This window comes from Clostridium sp. N3C, from assembly GCF_900095445.1.
Classification (GTDB): Bacteria; Bacillota; Clostridia; order Clostridiales; family Clostridiaceae; genus Clostridium_AU.
Genome location: NZ_FMJL01000032.1, coordinates 1 through 18,048, shown reverse-complemented (window position 1 = coordinate 18,048; position 18,048 = coordinate 1). Strand labels below are relative to the sequence as shown.

The 18,048-nt window shown below is 33.7% G+C and carries 20 protein-coding genes and 1 pseudogene; 17 read left to right on the top strand and 4 right to left on the bottom strand.

Features of this window, described 5'->3' with window-relative positions:
• Nucleotides 1–26 precede the first annotated feature (26 nt).
• Both N3C_RS09520 and N3C_RS09515 read right to left on the bottom strand, forming a co-directional pair.
• On the bottom strand, nucleotides 27–728 hold the full coding sequence (locus tag N3C_RS09520) for a LytR/AlgR family response regulator transcription factor (RefSeq protein ID WP_074365802.1): 702 nt from the start codon (nucleotides 726–728) through the stop codon (nucleotides 27–29).
• A complete protein-coding gene (locus N3C_RS09515; RefSeq protein ID WP_074365801.1) occupies nucleotides 706–2,406 on the bottom strand; it encodes a sensor histidine kinase in 1,701 nt (566 codons plus the stop codon). The genes N3C_RS09520 and N3C_RS09515 overlap by 23 nt, the downstream gene beginning before the upstream one ends.
• A gap of 440 nt (nucleotides 2,407–2,846) precedes the next feature.
• Between N3C_RS09515 and N3C_RS09510 the strand changes: the two genes are divergently transcribed.
• From N3C_RS09510 to N3C_RS14750, 14 genes and pseudogenes are all read left to right on the top strand, one after another.
• Complete coding sequence (locus N3C_RS09510) at nucleotides 2,847–3,104, top strand: hypothetical protein (RefSeq protein WP_074365800.1); 258 nt, start codon at nucleotides 2,847–2,849, stop codon at nucleotides 3,102–3,104.
• 188 nt (nucleotides 3,105–3,292) lie between these two features.
• The gene (locus N3C_RS09505) at nucleotides 3,293–4,156 is read left to right on the top strand and encodes an AraC family transcriptional regulator (protein ID WP_074365799.1); all 864 of its coding nucleotides are present in this window, start codon (nucleotides 3,293–3,295) and stop codon (nucleotides 4,154–4,156) included.
• A 223-nt stretch (nucleotides 4,157–4,379) separates the two neighbouring features.
• Nucleotides 4,380–4,559, top strand: coding sequence for a hypothetical protein (locus N3C_RS09500; RefSeq protein ID WP_074365798.1), 180 nt, complete (start codon nucleotides 4,380–4,382; stop codon nucleotides 4,557–4,559).
• 130 nt (nucleotides 4,560–4,689) lie between these two features.
• Nucleotides 4,690–4,932: a hypothetical protein gene (locus N3C_RS09495; protein ID WP_074365797.1), complete on the top strand. Its 243-nt coding sequence runs from the start codon at nucleotides 4,690–4,692 to the stop codon at nucleotides 4,930–4,932.
• 6 nt (nucleotides 4,933–4,938) lie between these two features.
• Complete coding sequence (locus N3C_RS09490; protein WP_143312650.1) at nucleotides 4,939–5,622, top strand: hypothetical protein; 684 nt, start codon at nucleotides 4,939–4,941, stop codon at nucleotides 5,620–5,622.
• A 105-nt stretch (nucleotides 5,623–5,727) separates the two neighbouring features.
• Nucleotides 5,728–5,802: a helix-turn-helix domain-containing protein gene (locus N3C_RS15520; protein WP_373432805.1), complete on the top strand. Its 75-nt coding sequence runs from the start codon at nucleotides 5,728–5,730 to the stop codon at nucleotides 5,800–5,802.
• Nucleotides 5,803–6,227: 425 nt separating this feature from the next.
• On the top strand, nucleotides 6,228–6,647 hold the full coding sequence (gene queD, locus N3C_RS09480; RefSeq protein ID WP_074365795.1) for a 6-carboxytetrahydropterin synthase QueD: 420 nt from the start codon (nucleotides 6,228–6,230) through the stop codon (nucleotides 6,645–6,647).
• 28 nt (nucleotides 6,648–6,675) lie between these two features.
• Nucleotides 6,676–7,344: a putative 7-carboxy-7-deazaguanine synthase QueE gene (gene queE, locus N3C_RS09475; RefSeq protein ID WP_074365794.1), complete on the top strand. Its 669-nt coding sequence runs from the start codon at nucleotides 6,676–6,678 to the stop codon at nucleotides 7,342–7,344.
• A gap of 24 nt (nucleotides 7,345–7,368) precedes the next feature.
• A complete protein-coding gene (folE, locus tag N3C_RS09470; protein ID WP_074365793.1) occupies nucleotides 7,369–7,944 on the top strand; it encodes a GTP cyclohydrolase I FolE in 576 nt (191 codons plus the stop codon).
• Nucleotides 7,945–7,985: 41 nt separating this feature from the next.
• Nucleotides 7,986–8,684 (top strand): 7-cyano-7-deazaguanine synthase QueC, encoded by a 699-nt coding sequence (queC, locus tag N3C_RS09465; RefSeq protein ID WP_074365792.1) that lies wholly within the window; start codon nucleotides 7,986–7,988, stop codon nucleotides 8,682–8,684.
• On the top strand, nucleotides 8,677–9,138 hold the full coding sequence (gene queF / locus N3C_RS09460; RefSeq protein WP_074365791.1) for a preQ(1) synthase: 462 nt from the start codon (nucleotides 8,677–8,679) through the stop codon (nucleotides 9,136–9,138). Before queC ends, queF begins: the two co-directional genes overlap by 8 nt.
• Nucleotides 9,139–9,277: 139 nt before the next feature.
• A complete protein-coding gene (locus N3C_RS09455) occupies nucleotides 9,278–9,760 on the top strand; it encodes a GNAT family N-acetyltransferase (RefSeq protein ID WP_074365790.1) in 483 nt (160 codons plus the stop codon).
• An 819-nt stretch (nucleotides 9,761–10,579) separates the two neighbouring features.
• Complete coding sequence (locus tag N3C_RS09450; protein ID WP_074365789.1) at nucleotides 10,580–13,126, top strand: DUF4832 domain-containing protein; 2,547 nt, start codon at nucleotides 10,580–10,582, stop codon at nucleotides 13,124–13,126.
• 45 nt (nucleotides 13,127–13,171) lie between these two features.
• Nucleotides 13,172–13,324, top strand: a pseudogene (locus N3C_RS14750) (IS200/IS605 family transposase); the annotation flags it as partial.
• Between the two features lie 153 nt (nucleotides 13,325–13,477).
• On the opposite strand, the gene N3C_RS09445 reads toward N3C_RS14750, so the two are convergent.
• Both N3C_RS09445 and N3C_RS09440 read right to left on the bottom strand, forming a co-directional pair.
• Nucleotides 13,478–14,386 (bottom strand): YCF48-related protein, encoded by a 909-nt coding sequence (locus tag N3C_RS09445; protein ID WP_074365788.1) that lies wholly within the window; start codon nucleotides 14,384–14,386, stop codon nucleotides 13,478–13,480.
• A 108-nt stretch (nucleotides 14,387–14,494) separates the two neighbouring features.
• A complete protein-coding gene (locus tag N3C_RS09440) occupies nucleotides 14,495–15,394 on the bottom strand; it encodes an AraC family transcriptional regulator (protein WP_074365787.1) in 900 nt (299 codons plus the stop codon).
• Between the two features lie 286 nt (nucleotides 15,395–15,680).
• Here N3C_RS09440 and N3C_RS09435 point away from each other — a divergent pair, with 286 nt between their 5' ends.
• From N3C_RS09435 to N3C_RS09425, 3 genes are all read left to right on the top strand, one after another.
• Nucleotides 15,681–16,616: a helix-turn-helix domain-containing protein gene (locus tag N3C_RS09435; RefSeq protein WP_074365786.1), complete on the top strand. Its 936-nt coding sequence runs from the start codon at nucleotides 15,681–15,683 to the stop codon at nucleotides 16,614–16,616.
• A 345-nt stretch (nucleotides 16,617–16,961) separates the two neighbouring features.
• Nucleotides 16,962–17,525, top strand: coding sequence for an AAA family ATPase (locus N3C_RS09430; RefSeq protein ID WP_306345593.1), 564 nt, complete (start codon nucleotides 16,962–16,964; stop codon nucleotides 17,523–17,525).
• 205 nt (nucleotides 17,526–17,730) lie between these two features.
• Nucleotides 17,731–18,048 (top strand): rhodanese-like domain-containing protein (locus N3C_RS09425; RefSeq protein WP_074365784.1); only part of this gene is annotated, 318 nt, incomplete at its 3' end.

Genomic DNA, 18,048 nt, shown 5'->3' with positions numbered 1-18,048 from the left:
TAACAAAATAGGCACATAAGATGAACTTATATGCCCATTAAATTTTTAAACTGAGAAATATTTTGACGACTTACCGGTACCTCAGCTTCGATTCCCTGTAACCTAAGCATATAAGTATTGTTAAACCAGGGAATTATTTCTGAAATTTTATCTATATTTACTATATAAGAACGATGAGATTTAAAAAATATGTCCTGAGGGAGTTTTTTATATAGCTCACTTATGCTGGAAGTTATTTTATACTCATCGGATTTTGTATATATAAAAACTTCATGTTCGTGAGCTTTACAGTAGTATATATCATTGGTATTAATAACGTAAAGCTTCTGATCTTTCCAGATTGTGAGCCTGTTGTTGCTACACTTTTCTGTGGTGCAGCCTTCTAGTCTATTAAGTGTATCAGTTATTCGGGCCTCAGAGTAAGGCTTTAGGATATAATCAAAGGCAGCAACCTCAAAGGCTTCTAGAGCATAGTCCTTGTAAGCGCTTATAAAAACAATAAGAGGTTTTTGCTTAAGGGTATTTATTACTCTACTTATTGTTATTCCATCAAGCTTTGGCATGTTTATGTCTAGAAAAATAACATCAATAGAATTTCTTTGTATAAACTCAAGGGCCTTTATACTGTCATCAAATTCCCCACATATCTTAATAGAACTAAAATTAGTTATAAAATATCGTAATTCCTGTATAGCAGGAATTTCATCATCTACTATAATGCAATTCATCAGTTGTTCTCCCTTCTTTGCAATTAAGAATAAAGCTGATTCTTGTTCCTGTGGTAAGCCGTTCTATATTAAGACCGGATCCGTATATATACTTCAATCTATTATTAACATTTGACAATCCTATTTTATTCTCTTTGATACTTCCGTTATGCAAACTGTCAATTACGGTCTGGGGGATGCCTATACCATCGTCCTCAATAACAATCAAGGCATCCTTTTGGTTGAATTTTTGAACTGTAATTTTTACAGTGCCATATCCAGAGCCTTTTAATATACCATGCTTAATGGAGTTTTCTACCAAGGGCTGTATTATTAAAGATGGAATTTTAATTTGAAGAGTATTATCAATATCGTATATCACATTAAGCTTATCTCCAAATCGAGCTTTTTCTATCTCTACATAGGCTTTAACTTGCTCCAACTCCTTACTTATATCTACAAAGGTATTTGCTTCTTCTATATTATATCTTAAATATGTGGAGAGATTAATCATTAATTCTCTTGCGCTATTTGGATCATATCTTATAAAGGATACTATTGTATTTAATGCATTAAAGAGAAAATGAGGATTTATTTGTGCTTGCAGTGCTTTGATTTCGGCCTTTGCAGCCATATCTTTAAGTTTTCCTATTTTGCTCATTTCAAACTGAGTAGATATAAGCTGAGATAATCCAATAGCTAATTTTTCATTTGTATAACTTATTCTATTTTCCTTTGAGTAATATAGTTTCAATGTTCCTATAACCTCATCGCCTTCTTTGAGAGGTGCTATTATTGCTGATTTTAAAGGACAAAGCTTATTATAGCAGCATATTTCTTTTGAAGAGTTTAATATTCGTATTTGCTTATCCTGTATAACCTGCTTAGTTGCGTTGGTTTGAATGGGTTCACCACTTATGTGGTGGTCTGAACCAAGACCAACATGTGCTGAAATTACTTCTCTATCAGTTATTGCTACTGCTGCTGCTCCTGTTGATTCCTTTATGATAGAGCAGATTGTGGTTAGAGATTCATTGTTTATGTCCCTAAAATAAGGAAGAGTTTTGTTAGCTATTTCAAGAGCAAGCTGAGACTGTTTTGCAGCTATTTGTTCCTTCTCATTAAAAATCTTTTGAATAAGAATGATTAATATACATATACCAAAGGCATTGGTAAAGCTCATTGGAAAATATATACTTTTAACAATTGCCAAAGCGCTAGAATAAGGCTTTGAAATTATAAGTATGAGGACCATCTCTATACTTTCAATAAGAAAACCACCTACTAAGCCATAGAAGGATTTTGTATATTTTATACCTTTTTTATAGATGTAGGCCGAGAGAAAGCCTGAAAAAATTGTGGCTATAGCACAGGGAATGGAGGTTATACCACCTACATCGTAAGCAAATCGGTGAAATCCTGCTATAATACCAGAGGATATACCTACAAAGGGGCCGCATAATATTCCACCTGCCATTATTCCAATTATCCTTGTATTGGCTATGGCGCCTTGTACATTTGTGCCTGAATAGGTACCTATAATTCCAAAAACAGCAAAGGTTAAAGATAGAATGATTAAATCCAATCTTCTAAACTCATCCTTTTGTATAATTTTTTTAAATACGGATAAGTTAGAAATTATGAAAGCGATTAGTATTACATAGCTTAAATTGTTGATAAGATTCTTAAATAGATCCATAGTTAATATACCTCATATTTTATTAGCCCCCTTTAATTTTAGCCTCTGTCACATAAAGCTACAAGATAAATATCATAAAATTACTCTGAAAGTTTATTTGAATTACATATCATATAACTTACTTCTTGTAGTTACAAATGTTCTCCTATACCTACCTTTAGGTGCATTTGTAAAATCCAAAGTAAAAGCCAATAACTTTAGTTTGCTCATGGGATTTATACTTTATATTTTTATTATTGAAATAATGCAATATATATTATTGATAATAAAAAGGAAAAAAGGGTATAATTATCTTATATCTAAAAATCGATATTTGTAGAAATATCAAAAAATTTTTAACTAAAAGAGGTACAAGCATACCTTGATGCTAAACCCTGTACAAATACCACTAAAGATAACCAATCTACTGTAGAAGATTTGAAGGGAAGGGGGGAATAATAATGGAGTATTTAAAGCTAATTGGACTTTTGATTTTACTAATAATATTAGGTAGCGTATTTGGTGGAGGATCTAGTCGACGCAGATATAATAGACCGCCAAGAGGGCCAAGACCACCAAGAGGGCCAAGACCGCCAAGACCACCTCATCATGGGCCAATGGGACCACCACCAATGGGTGGGCCAAGACGACCAGGAGGACCTGGAGGACCAGGCAGAGGGCACAGAGGACATGGTGGGCCAGGTAGAGGTTTTAGATAAGAAAGGCTCTAAATACATTTGAACCAATTTAGTTTTAAGTAGATTTATACCCTCTAGTACTGTTTATAAGAACATGTGGAGGGTATTTTTTATTGTCCAAAAGAAGCAATTCGATAGTTTTTATATTAAAAAAGTCGAGCATTGATAAGGGGATTTTGATATCATGTAGATACGAAGGGAGGGATACAATGCTAAAGGAACTAAATCAGGTCATTAACTATATTGAAGAGCATTTAACTGATGAGTTGTCTCTTGAAGTAATTTCTGAATACGCAGGTGTGTCTGACTATCACTTTAGAAAGATATTTTATTATCTTTCAGGGATGACCCTCAGTGAGTATATTAAAAACCGAAGACTGTCAGAAGCCAGTATGGATTTGTTGCGTGGAGAAACAGTAACGGATGTGGCTTTGAAATATGGTTACCAGTCAATAGATGGTTTTACTCGTGCATTTAAAAAATGGAGTGGATTTTTACCCTCCGATGTAATAAGAAAAGGTATAAGCAAATCCTTTCCCAAACTATCATTCATAATAACCGTAAAAGGAGGAAATACTATGGAATTTAGAATTGAAGAAAAGCCTGCATTTAACATCGTTGGTGTAAGTAAACGGGTGCCAATGCAATTTGAAGGCGTAAATAACGAAATTGTAAAGCTTGCTCAAAGTATTACAAAAGAGCAAAGAGAAGAGATGCATTCCCTTCAGAATATTGAACCCTATGAGGTTGTCAATGCCTCTTATGAATCCGATACCAATTTCTTAAGGGAAGAGGGATATTTAACGCATATGATAGGTGTGTTAACTACTGAAAATGATATAAGTAATCTATTAGAAAAGGTGCCAGTAGAAGCCTGTACCTGGGCTGTATTTCCAAACGAAGGCCCATTTCCTTCTACCCTACAGCAAACAATGGCGAAAGTATACTCAGAATGGCTTCCTTCTTCCAACTACGAAGTAATCAATGCCCCGACTTTTTCCTTTACCAAAATGGATCAGCAGAAAGAAGGGTACGCATATAGCGAAATTTGGGTTCCTGTTCGAGAAAAATAAATTTTTAGCTTTAGTTTCAATATAAAATCATGCTAGAGTTATTGGAACATAAAATTAATAAATTTTGCACTCCGGAAAATTTTCCTTGGTTGCTAGTTGGTATTTATAAGTAGGGATATTGATCTTTTGGGTATGTTGCTTTGTTTCAAAGAAGTGTTGATGGATTAGAAAATATAATTGGACAAGCGGTAATAGGAAGCTTTCAGAACTTCAGCAAAGGTAGTTGATTGATGGGAAACTTTTTATTAAGTACAATGAAAGTACAATTGCTACTGGTATAATAGAAGTTGAAAAAAGAGAAAGGATAGGCAATATTTATTTAAAAGTGTGCGAAAAAATAGAAGTAGGTAACTTGAAAAATGCCCTTGAAATTATTTTTGATTTTATTCCATATGGAAACTAATATTATGATATACAAGAGTTATGTAAGACAAGAACTACAAATGAAGAAAAGTGCCATAATAATATGATACCTTAATAAAGAACATCAATTTACGGATGATTTGCAAGCAGCCCTAGAAAGGAAGGATTGAATGAGTGTATTTCAAGTATTGGATCAAATTAAAGAATTATCTCCTTGTGCTGCCGTTAGATATAGAATAAAAAGAATATTAAAGGAAGAAATAGAAGGGGAGCTGTTTGAAGAGTTCTATAACAGCAAGTGGGTTCAATTATTGAAAAAGAATCAGCTTGATGACGGTGGATATGGAAGATTTCATACCCAAAACTCCAAGAAAAAGCTGAAATTTCCTACCACAGAAAGAGCTATTGATTAAATTAAAATGTTAGATTTACAACGAGGAAATTTTTTAGTAGATAAGCTATGTGATTACATGGAGAAGATATTGAAAAATGAAATTCAATGGCCCGATGGTTTTGAAAAGAATAAATGGTACAGGCCAGCACAACCTTTATTTGTAGCCTCCAAGCTTTCTATATTTGGTTCAAGTTGCAAGGAATATATGGAAGTATTCAACTGCTGGCATGCTATTTTGAAGGAAGCCTTTGCAGATGGCCAATATAGCAAGGACAGAGCTAATAAGATATCGAAAGAGTTATTAGGATGTAACATTGACGGAAGTTATATTGGACTGAATTCAATCTACCTTATAGAGTTATTTGCAAACATGGAAGCAGAAATCAGTGATGACTTAAAGGAATGTTACATAAAATGGCTTCATCATAATGGAGAAGCCATAGGCTATACCAGTGTTGTATTAAATCAAGGTTTTAATAATAATTTTTCTCAGCTTTATAAGGTATATTTTCTTCTCTCTAAATTTTCATCCTTCAAAACAGAATTTGAAGAGGAGTTGACCACTTTACTGAAGATGAGAAACAAAGATGGATTTTGGAATTTCGGCAGAGCTTTTTCCTGTCAGAAATTATCTGATGATTGGAGAAGCAAAGTAAGAATGAATATTGATCATACTATAATGGCTTTACTTTTGTTTAGCTCCACTTGATATGTTACTATATTGATAATAAAAGTGCCTTAAAATAAGGAATGCAACTAAAAAATGAAAAAATATCAATGATTCGAAAAATGAGCAATCTTACTAAGGAAGGTTTTGCGGAAAAAATCAGGAGTAAGTAGACAAGCTGTTTCCAAATGGGAAAGTGGCTCATCGGTTCCAGATGATTGAAGTTCATACTGGAAGATTTGATTCAAATATTTCTTTTGATGAGCTGTCAGTGATTATGATGTCAGATAAGATTAAGAGTTAATGGTTACTATTCTTACTAGTATTAAGGCTTGATATATAGGAAACTTGACATAATAAAGAATCAAATGATATAATTTACTAAAATTTCATATAGACAGTTCGTTTGCACCATCCTGTCTCTAAACAAAACTAGGGCTAAATTTTGAATATACATATATTGATATAGTTTTCTTATCAATATATTAAGGCAAAATAGGCATAGTTTTATGCCTATTTTTGTTTGCTATTCAATAAATAAGGTGAAACCTTGCTAAAAAACAGTAAAGCCATGGGCTGGTGTGCAAACGTGAAATTGCTATACTTGCCCATGGCTTTTTTAAAAATTATAGAAAGGATTGTGATATATGTACATTTTAAAAACTGAACAGAGCTTTGATGCAGCACATTTCTTAGCTGGCTATGAAGGAAAGTGCAGTAATATACACGGACATAGATGGAGGGTTCTAATTGAAGTAAAGAGTTTAACTTTACAAGACAATGGTCAAGAAAGTGGTATGGTGGTGGATTTTGGTCAGTTAAAGCAGGACTTAAAAGAAGAGGTAGATTATTTTGATCATATGCTAATCATTGAGAAGGATACCTTGAAAGTGGAAACCCTTAAGGCTTTGAAAGGTGAAGGATTTAAAATAGTTGAACTGGATTTTAGACCAACGGCGGAAAATCTGGCAAAATACTTTTTTCATAGGATGGCGCAAAAAGGTTATGAAGTGAAAGCTGCTACTGTTTATGAAACGCCCAACAATTGTGCTACCTATGAAGTTTAAAATGGGCTACATAAGATGGAGGTAGAAAGTGGCAAATTACAAAGTAGTAGAAAAATTTATAAGCCTTAATGGAGAAGGTATATTAGCAGGGCAACCAGCAGTATTTATCCGCTTTCATGGCTGTAATCTATCCTGTTCCTATTGTGATACCACCTGGGCCAATGAGAAAGATGCGCCATTTAGCCTTATGACAGAAGAGGAAATCTATGAGTATATTAAAGAGTCTGGCATAAAAAACGTGACCTTAACTGGAGGGGAACCATTACTTGTCCCTGATATAGGACAGCTTCTTAAACTGCTTTCCACTAATCAGGACATCCATGTTGAGATTGAAACCAATGGAAGCATAGACTTAAGTCCTTTTGCTAACATACCCAATGCCCCATCCTTTACTATGGACTATAAGTTACCCAGTAGCTTCATGGAAGATAAAATGTTAGCTTCTAATTTTCAAATACTTAGGAAAAAAGACGCTGTTAAATTTGTGGTAGGAAATAGGGAGGATTTAAATCGGACCAGGGAAGTTATTTATGAGTATGATTTGACCAGTAGATGCCATGTGCTTATTAGTCCTGTTTATGGGAAAATCCAATTAGCTGAAATTGCTGATTATTTAATTGAGTATGGAATGAATAATGTAGCTATGCAATTGCAAACGCACAAAATCATTTGGGGACCTAATGAAAGAGGAGTGTAGAAGCTTTTAGGAAGGGGGAGAAAAATGGCTATTGACACAGAAGCTATTGAGAAACATATAAGAGGTATTATAAAAGCCCTAGGAGATAATCCAGACCGTGAAGGCCTAAAGGATACTCCAAAGCGAGTAGCCCATATGTATGAAGAAGTGTTTGAGGGCATGAATTACAGTAATCGAGAAATTGCCCAGATGTTTAAGAAAACCTTTGAAGAAGATTTAGAATTTGTAGAGGAAAACCAAGATTTAGTTGTAGTAAAGGACATTGAAGCCTTTAGTTATTGCGAGCATCATTTAGCCCTTATGTATGACATGAAGGTGTCAGTGGCTTATGTTCCAAAAGGTAAAGTAATAGGCCTTAGTAAAATTGCTAGAATTGTGGACATGGTGTCAAAGCGATTGCAGCTACAAGAAAGAATTGGTTCTGATATAGCTGAAATTATACAAGATATAACAGGCTCTGAAGATGTGGCGGTTTTTATAGAAGGATACCATAGTTGTATGACAGCTAGAGGTATTAAGAAGACCTCAGCCAAGACAGAGACCCTTACCTTACGGGGCCGTTTTAAAAGAGATCCTAGCTTAAGAATGGCCTTGAAATAATCAATGATTCAAAATAAATATTTAGAAAGGTTGAGTAGATTATGAAAGCATTAGTTTTATTTAGTGGCGGTGTTGATAGTACCACCTGCCTTGCTTTGGCAGTTGATAAATATGGAAGAGAAAATGTAATTGCTCTATCTATTTTTTATGGACAAAAGCATGTAAAAGAGTTGGAGGCTTCTGAAAAAATAGCAGAGTTTTATGGTGTGGAGCATATCAGCTTGGATTTAGCTAAAATTTTTGAGCATAGTGAATGTTGCCTACTGCAGCAATCAAAGGATGAAATACCAAAAGGGGATTATTTTAGTCAGCTAAAAGAAACTCATGGAAAGCCAGTGTCAACATATGTACCCTTTAGAAATGGCCTGTTTTTATCTAGTGCTGCCAGCATTGCTCTTTCAAAGGGTTGTAGTGTAGTTTATTACGGAGCCCATAAGGATGATGCAGCTGGCAATGCCTATCCTGATTGCAGTGTATCTTTTTATAAAGCTATGAATGAAGCTATTTATGAAGGAAGTGGAAGGCAGCTACATATAGAAGCTCCCTTTATTTCTTTAACAAAAGGAGACATTGTGAAAAAGGGACTAGAGTTAAAGGTGCCCTACCAAATGACCTGGAGCTGTTATGAGGGCGGGGAGAGACCTTGCGGTGTTTGTGGAACCTGCATTGATAGAGCCAAAGCCTTTGAAATGAATGGGATAAAAGATTTAGATATAAAGGAGGTAAATAGTTATGAGTGAAAAAATAGCTGGAATAACTTTGCTAGGACAGAAAGAAACCAAATATGTACTGGATTATAATCCAGAGGTACTAGAAGCCTTTGATAACAGACATCCAGAATATGATTACTTTGTAAAGTTCAATTGTCCTGAATTTACATCTATATGCCCCATTACTGGTCAGCCGGATTTTGCTACTATTACTATTGCCTATGTGCCAGATAAAAAATTGGTTGAAAGTAAATCCCTAAAGCTTTATTTATTTAGCTTTAGAAATCATGGCGATTTCCATGAGAATTGTGTAAATGTGATTATGAAGGATTTGATAAAACTATTAGATCCAAAGTACATAGAAGTACAGGGGAAGTTTACTCCAAGGGGAGGAATTTCAATAGATCCTTACTGCAATTACGGGAAGGCTGGTACTAAGTGGGAGGAAATTGCTTTAAGCCGTTTGGCGAAACATGAGTTATAACAAGATATTGGAAGATTACATTAAACTTACTATATATAAGCCACTAAATTAATTTGGATAATTGCCAATACATTTATTATAATGTAGAGAGAAATTAAAGGTAAATTATGAGAAAAGCAATTTATAAATGGAGGAGATCATGAGAAAAATAGCCTTAAGACCGATAAAAGATGAAGATATAATCTTGGTTACAACATGGCTAAAGAAAGAATATATCTTAAAATGGTATCACCATCCAGAGGATGGGCTTACAGAAATTAATAATCGAAATGGAATATACTCATGGATCCACCATTTTATCGTCATGGATGAAAATACACCTATTGGTTTTTGTCAATATTATGATTGCTTTGATGCTAATGATATAGAGGATTGGTATAAGGTTACTGAAAAAAATCATACCTTTTCCATTGACTACTTGATAGGTAATGAAGCTTATTTAGGAAAAGGATATGGAAAGACTATTATAAGTTTATTGACTGATACTATAAAGGAAAAAGAAGAAGGAAAACAGATTATCGTACAACCAGACAAAGAGAACCTACCATCTATTAAAGCGTTACTATCCAATGGTTACATATATGACGAGGAAAAAGATTATTATTACAAGCTAATTGATTAGTGACCTTTTTCATTTGGAGTATATAAAAATTTGATTTTTGGGAAGAATCTATCCGCCAGTAGTATCAAAAGAATGAGTTGGTAATATCATTTTATCTTTCACCTGATTTAATTAAAAAATATCCAGAATTAATTGGTTTTAAATATAAAGAAATGTTGTTCGTGAATATTAATACGAAATAAGGTTATATACATGGGGATACTGTGGTATTAATAAAAAGAGCGGAACCAATGATAAGTGGGAGGTTATATCAAGTAAATTAATAATTTGATTCTTGGCTTGAAACATAGGCTATATGTAAAAGATTTGATGAGTATGGTTTTATCAATGTATCTTGCAATATCAACAAAGTGATTATGATGTTAGGAAATGGTTATGTATAATTACCAAGCTAAGAAAAGAAGGTAAAAGGAAATGTTAAATAGTTCTGTTTACAACTGAATAAAAAATTCAAGATAAAAAGCCGGGAGGAGAATTACACAGATTTCCTTACCGGCTTTTTACATGGGGCTCAAATAAAAAAGATATAAATATTAGCATTTAATGAAAAATGTTAATATATGGTAAACAGTGATTCACATTACATTTATTGGATGTTATAATCAAAATAAAAATTTATAGTAAACGATTGCGATGAAGATCAATAGGTAACGTAAAACTAATGGAAGAAGGGGTACATGAAAATTGGACAAGTACTTCGAAAGAATTCAGTAAAAATGATAATGAGAGCAAGAGAGGAGGATAGATTAACGATTAAAAGGAACACAGTCCTATTCATGGGGAATTAAAACAATTAAGCAATAATAAGGGGGTATTTGCTTGAAAAAAGTAGTTAGTTTTATTCTTGCTATATCTTTACTAGTGGTAGGTACAATAGTTTTTTCATATAGTAAAGGTTCAAGTGCCGCAAACAATGCAGCAAACAGTATTAAAGCACTGACACTGAGTGGCGAAAAACAGAGTACTGGCAAACAGGGTAAGGCTTCAAGTAGCACAAGCAATAATAGTTCATTTGTAAATAAGCCTAAGATAACAATTGACGGGGTTAATGCTTCAAATGAATGGACCAATCTTAAGATAGCAGATGGTCAGGGTAACCTAAAAGAATTGTATGCTTTTAAAGATAATGAAAAATTATACATAATGGCTCTAGGAAAATCACTAAACGGAAAGGATAACTATATTTACATTAATACTGATAATGATACATCCACGGGCTACAAAAACTGGGGACAGTACGGAGATAATGGGGCAGGAGCTGAGTATATGCTTATGTCCGATAAAAACGGTGATTGGAAAATGTACAAATATGTTGGTCCTGATTGGAAATGGGAAAATACTGGTGTAAAGACAGGTTCAGCTGTAAAAGATAGCAATGGAACCCAATGCCTTGAATTGTCCATCAATTTGAGCTACTTTGCTTCAGCGAAAAAGGATTTGCATATTTCCATGGGGTTGAAGGATGATACTGGTTTTGCACCAAAAATATGGGTTAATCTACCTTATGCAAAGGTGATGGATTTTGCTGATAATGATATTGATGAGGATGGAAAAACAAATGAATGGAATAGCATTACTGGAAAGGGTTCTGACGGTACTAGCACCTTAAAATTGTCAGTAGCCCAGGACGCTAATAAGTTATACACCATAGTAGAAGGAAGTAAATTGAATACACAGAATGAGTATTATCTGGATGTAAAAGAGGGCGGATATCAATACGGAAATTATTCCGGTATTGAATATGTAGTAAAAGGAAACTATGTGTATCCTGTCATAGGAAATAATAAGCTTGATAGTAGCAAAAAATCAGCGGTATATATGGACTATCAAGATAATGCGGTAACAATGCAGCTTAAACTTTCCCAAATTGGAAATCCTGCTGCTGGCCAAATAAGTATTGCTTATTTAGGAAAGAGCAAACATAGACTTCCTCAAAATGGAGAAAAGTTAAAAGTAACTAGCGTATGGAAAACCAAGGCTGAAGAAAATACATTTTATCCTGTAGAAGATTACACTCCAAAGGCAAACCCATATAAGGGTTGGGTTGCATGGGCAAGTAATGGCAATAGAGACGAGTCAAAGACCCAAGAAGTGAAAATGGCATACTTTGATATTAAGTGGAGTGAGCTAGAACCTGTTGAAGGAAAATATGATTTCGAAGGGGTAGAAAAGAAATATAATTTTGATTATTGGCGTAAAAAGGGTGTTAAATTAAATCTAAGATTTGTGATGGATAACCCTACCAAGGACCCTAATCATATGGATATACCAAAATGGTTGTATGATAAGCTTGTAAAAGAAAATTATAATGGTGAGCAGGGTGGTAAATGGTATAATAGCCCGGAAATTGGTGCGGGATTTGCGCCAAATTATAATAGTCCTACTCTTATTGCTGCCCATGAGAAGGCAATAAAAGCATTAGCTAAAAGATACGATGATCCTTCTATTATAGCCTTTGTTCAAATTGGAAGTCTTGGACACTGGGCAGAATTTCATAATTGGCCTGAGAAGGTTTCAGGAAAATTCCCAAACTTAAGTGTTTCTGACAAGTATGTTCAACACTATATAGACAACTTTAAAAATGTTAAGATGGGAATGAGAAAACCTTTTCCTATTGCAAAAAATAAAAATTTAGGTTTATTTAATGATGTATTTGGTATGAAGGACAGCACTGACGAGTTCATAGATTGGACTGTAAATGGCTGGGATGAAATTGGATCCTATGTGGATGCGGCTTCCGGATTTTCTAATGCCAAAGAGGCTCAAAAGGCTTCAGCTATGCCAGACTTTTGGAAAAGCAACTACTCTGGCGGTGAATTTGCAAATGGAAATGCAAAACTGTATATCAGTGATGATACAATTATGGAGACCATTCGTCAAATAAGAGCTAGCCATACATCATGGTTAGGACCTTGTTCACCAGCAGATTATCTAAAGACTGATTCAGAGAGTTATCAATGTAACATAGATGCATTACTAAATATTATGGGTTATAATTTTGTACTGGAATCTGTTACCCATGATAGGAATGCAAAGGTTGGAAGCAAATTAAATATAAAAATGCAGTGGAATAACAAAGGGGTAGCTCCATTCTACTATAAATGGCCATTAGAACTGTCCCTTGCTGACAGCAATGGTAATATAGTAGCCCAAACAATAACCTCAGAAGATATTACAAAATGGCTCCCAGGGGTTACAAAAACAGAACAGAGCATTGATATTCCTAAGAATTTGAAGGCAGGAACATATACTTTGTGCGTGGCAATTATTGATCCATCAACGGGAAAACCAGGTATAAAGCTTAGCATTGAAGGTATGCGTTCTGATGGAAGATATGCACTTGATACCATTAAAATAACAGAATAATATTCCATTGAAAAGTTTTTTCAAAAACATATAATATTTGCACAAAAGTTGAGCGTATCACAATTTATGGGATATTTGAAGGAAAAAAGTTCTCTTATGATGTTCGATAGACACGCAAATCTTAAATATAAAATAAGTTTAAAGGAATTTATTGACCCCTTTACGGTGAGTCAGAAAACAAAGGCAAGAAATAAATAGGCCCTTTAGGGGCAGACTGAAAAAAATATGCGATTGACGGACTATTCAACGTGTCTTTAGATACGGCCATTAACATGAACTTATTGGGTTAGAGCATGCTACCCGTTTTACGGGTAGCCATGATTTGCTTATAACGAAATTTATTTAGTGAATTTACTCAGCATAGGTTAAAATTAAGGCCTCATCGCATAGTATTGATTGCAAGGTTAGATACTTACCATCTCGGGATAAATACATCTTATTGGAACTAGACATTTTCTCGGAGAAATTAAGTTCACAAGTTTTACTTACTGTGGCAAAGCCATCCTCTGTTTCAAAACATCTTAATACTCCGCCTTTTGCTAAGTACAGGAATTGTCCTTTGCCATCCTCTGATATTGTTAAGGTACAAGCTTGTGGTGTGGAAAAAGTATTTTCATCTTCAAATCCTTCAATATCAAAGGCAACATTTTTCCATGTAACTCCCGCATCCTTGGTTACATATAGCTTCTTATCCAATCCAACTAAATAAGCATCTGTTTCATTGACCATATAAATTGACATAATCTTACTTGGAGCTTTTTGCTCTACCCAAGTAGCTCCCCCATCCTTTGTAAAGGCTAGTTGAACTTGACTAGCAATCATACCTACCTTTTCGTTAATAAAGCTAACCATTTGGCATTGGTTTGGAGTAGCACCACCAAAATCAGTTATTCTAGACCAGGTCTTACCACCATCAACGGTTTTAACTAAGTGCTTGTGGTTACCGACGGAATAGGACACTTTTTCATTTACTATTTCAGCCCCAAATTGGCAATGTGACTGATTTTCTGCTCGTGGCCATGTTTCTCCTTGATCAGTTGTATAATGGATTTCTCCATTATAACCAACGGTAATACCATAATCAAGGTTATAAAAAGCTACTTTATTTGCTTTATGAGTAATTGGAACTTTTTTAACTATTTGCCAACCTTTACTGTTTTCTTTATTAGCATTATCATTAGCTTTATTACTACAAGCTGTCATAAGGAAAAGACATAGGCATGGTAGGATGATTCCTTTCATTAATTTCTTTCTTTTCATTTATATCCCTCTTTCTTTATATTTTCTTTACAGTTATAAGAATAGCAAAGGTAAAGAGGGAATATAATTGTGAATCATCAGCATTACTATGTTAATTATCAATCTATATTACATCCAGCAATATTTTTTCCTGTACTCTGATGGTGACAGTTCAGTATATTTTTTAAAAGTTCTTAGAAAATGCACACTATCATTCATACCTACCCGATACATTATTTCTGAGATAGGAAGCTTAGTATCTCTGAGAAGCTGTGCCGCTATTGAAATCCTTAGCTTGTTTAAAAATGAAATAAAAGTATCATTTACATTATCACGAAACATTTTCGATAGGGTGGTTCTATTAATATTAAATTTTGTGGTAATGTCCTCCACTGTTATTTTCTGATCATAATTATTGTATAGGTAAAGCAGTATTGGAGCAAAATCCTCGTTCACCTGAAGAAGCAAAGGCTCTTCTAAGGAAATCTCTTCAATAGACACATTATCAATGGTAAAAAGAATTTCCAAAAAGTAAGATCGACTTCTGCAAGGCCAATTTTCCCTATTTTGATTTGAAATTTCATTGTTTAGATTTGCATATAACAAGGTCAATCTTTTCATAGTCATTGGCCCAATAGAAATAATACCATGATAATTTTCTGATCGTGTTAGAAAGAACTTATTCCAATAACTATCTTGATATAAAGTAATCGGTGCATTTTCAGGAAGATTTCTAATGGTTTCAAAATTCAATGCACTATTAATGACAGAGGGATGAAAGTAAATTATCTGAAAGTCAAAATCAGACTGTTCCTCTATTACCATATGCTCTTTTTCATTAATACAAAGCACACAGGGTGCCCGAAAGATAAATTTATTTTGATTTACTGTTAATACACCAGTTCCATTTGTAATTAAAACAACACAAAATCGAGAATCCAACGCTTCTATATTGTTAAAAGAATGCTTTTCTTTATAAAAGAGTGGAAGCTCATAATCAAAATCTCTAGCAATTGTAGTTAGATTCATAATAACGCCTTCCTTATGTTTCAAGTTTAAATTTTTTACGAAAATCTCCATGATTTGCCTTTTACTTAGATGCTATCACATTTAACTTTAGGTGTAAATGGATAATATAGCTTAAGTTGATTTTTATATCTCTCCAGCCTTAAATTGTGGGGGTATTATTTTTGCGAAAAAATAAAAATGAAAAAATGAAATAAAAATGAAATTAATATTGCGAAAAAACTTTTTGTGTAATAAAATGAAATAAAAATGTAACAATTAAATAAAAATGAAATTGAGGAGCGGTTATATGGTTAATAGGAAAAAAATAATAGAATTAAGACAAGAAAGAGGCCTTACACAATATGAATTAGCAGAAGTAGCAGGAATATCAGTAGTTACGCTTAACAAGATCGAGACTTCTGAACTAGCACGCCCCTTTCCGACAACATTAAAAAAAATCGCTACAGCTTTAGGAGTTGCTATAGAAGACTTAAAGGAAGACAACAATGAATTTCAAAAAGATACATACTATCAAGTTAATACCGCTATGAAAAAGAGAGCTAGTGTTGTAAACAGTATAATGGAAATTGATGAGTTCCAGTTCGCATACATATGGAAACAAGTGGAGATATTTAGACGCAATCTAGGGAGTGTATTTGGGATATCAGATTCCATGCTACTAGAAGCCGCTCTATTTGCTGGCCTCTCTTGGTCTAGGCCAGGTGAAACTACTCATAAATGCAATTTTTCGAAGGTTCTCGGTGACTTATTGGCTCTTAAAAATAATGAGATCGAGATAAAAAGAGTTGATATACCTCTGAGGTCCATGGAAGAGTTAGAGAATTATTCCGAAGTTAGTGGTGTATATGGAATATGTGATAGAGATGGAACCTTGCTAAGAATAGGTCAAACTACAAATTTAGCTAAGAGACTAAAAGAACATATTATCGAGCTTGAGAAAGAAGAGTATCCAGCGATGAAGGAGTATATTACTTCTAAAGATAAATTTGGAGAAAATTACTATTTTTCTATTTTGACTTTTGAACCGAATGTAGGAAAAGGACTTAGTGCTTTTCAGGCAGAAGTATTTAGATATTATGCCGAGACACGTCTAATAATACAGGAGAAAACATACTTAAAAGGCAATAGTTACAAAGGAAAAGCTATTTTCACAGGAGATATCTATATTCCAATTCATGTGCAACAGGAAATGATTAGATATTATTATGGGATTGAATTATAAAATTCGAGAATATCCAAGTTCTGCATATAAGTAGATGATTATTATACTTACTTTGTTGGAGAAGAGTAGCTTCTGGTACATAATGAAACCAGTAATATAAAAATATAGATTTATTTAATAAAGCGGTGGATGAGGCGAAGGCTAGAGGGATAACTAATCAGGATGAGATTAATAATTCTAATGGACTAAATAGAACTAGACCATCATGAAGACAGTCTGAAATTGATATAGGAAAAGAGTATCCAGGATATTTAATTTATCTATGTGTTGAAAAAGTGGGAAACGGGTAAGGGCTTTCCTGATGTTTAATTATTACTACCATTATGTAAAGAACTTGATGTTTCGGTGAATGAAGTACTATCAGGGGAAAAAATTAGCAAGGAAGATTTTGCTTGTATGTTAGGAGATGAATCAATGAAGACAATTTATCTTATCGGCGGCACCATGGGCGTTGGAAAAACCACTGTGTGCCAGCAACTAAAATTAAAATTGGACAATTGTGTATTTCTAGATGGAGATTGGTGCTGGGATGCTCATCCATTCATGGTTACTGAAGAATCAAAAAGAATGGTAATGGGTAACATATGCTTCATGTTAAATCAGTTCATAAATTGCTCTGCATATGACAATGTTGTTTTCTGCTGGGTAATGCATGAGCAAGAAATAATTGATACTATTTTAGCTAATATACATAAGACAGACTGTGAGGTAAAAGTAATTTCTTTGATATGTGATGAAGAAAGCTTAAGAAAGAGATTAGAAAAGGATATTGCTTTAGGATTAAGAACGCTGGACATAATTAATAGAAGTGTTGAGAGAATTCCATGCTATAATAAACTGCAATCAATAAAGATTGATACAAGTAATAAGGATATTGATGTAATAGTAGACGAGATTATTGGGTTATAAGTTTAGAAAATATAATTGAAAATGTAAAGCTTACTAGGTGTTAATGCCTTAGTGAGCTTTTTTCTTTACCCCTAGGATAAAAAGTACCTATATCACTAACCATATTTATGTGATTAGGTCACAGATAAAATTATGAAAATCACTATAATTAAACTTAAGATGAAGGAACAAGAATCTATGGTGATAATTGAAGGAGGAAATTAAAGTGTTTGAATTTTTGAAAAGAGATAATAGTCAGGTTATTAATGTAAATGACTTGGATAACCTAATTGGTAAAATCGATTTAATAGATATAAGAGAACCTTTTGAGTATAAAAACGGAACAATAAAGACAGCGAAAAATATACCTATGGGAAATTTATTGGAAAGTCCAGAAAAATATTTAACTAAAGATAAAACCTATTATATTATGTGCCAATCTGGCGGTAGAAGCAGTAGAACAGTTAAATTACTTGAAAAGCAAGGATATAAGGTGATAAATGTATCTGGTGGAATGGGTTCCTATGTTGGAACAAAAAGAAAG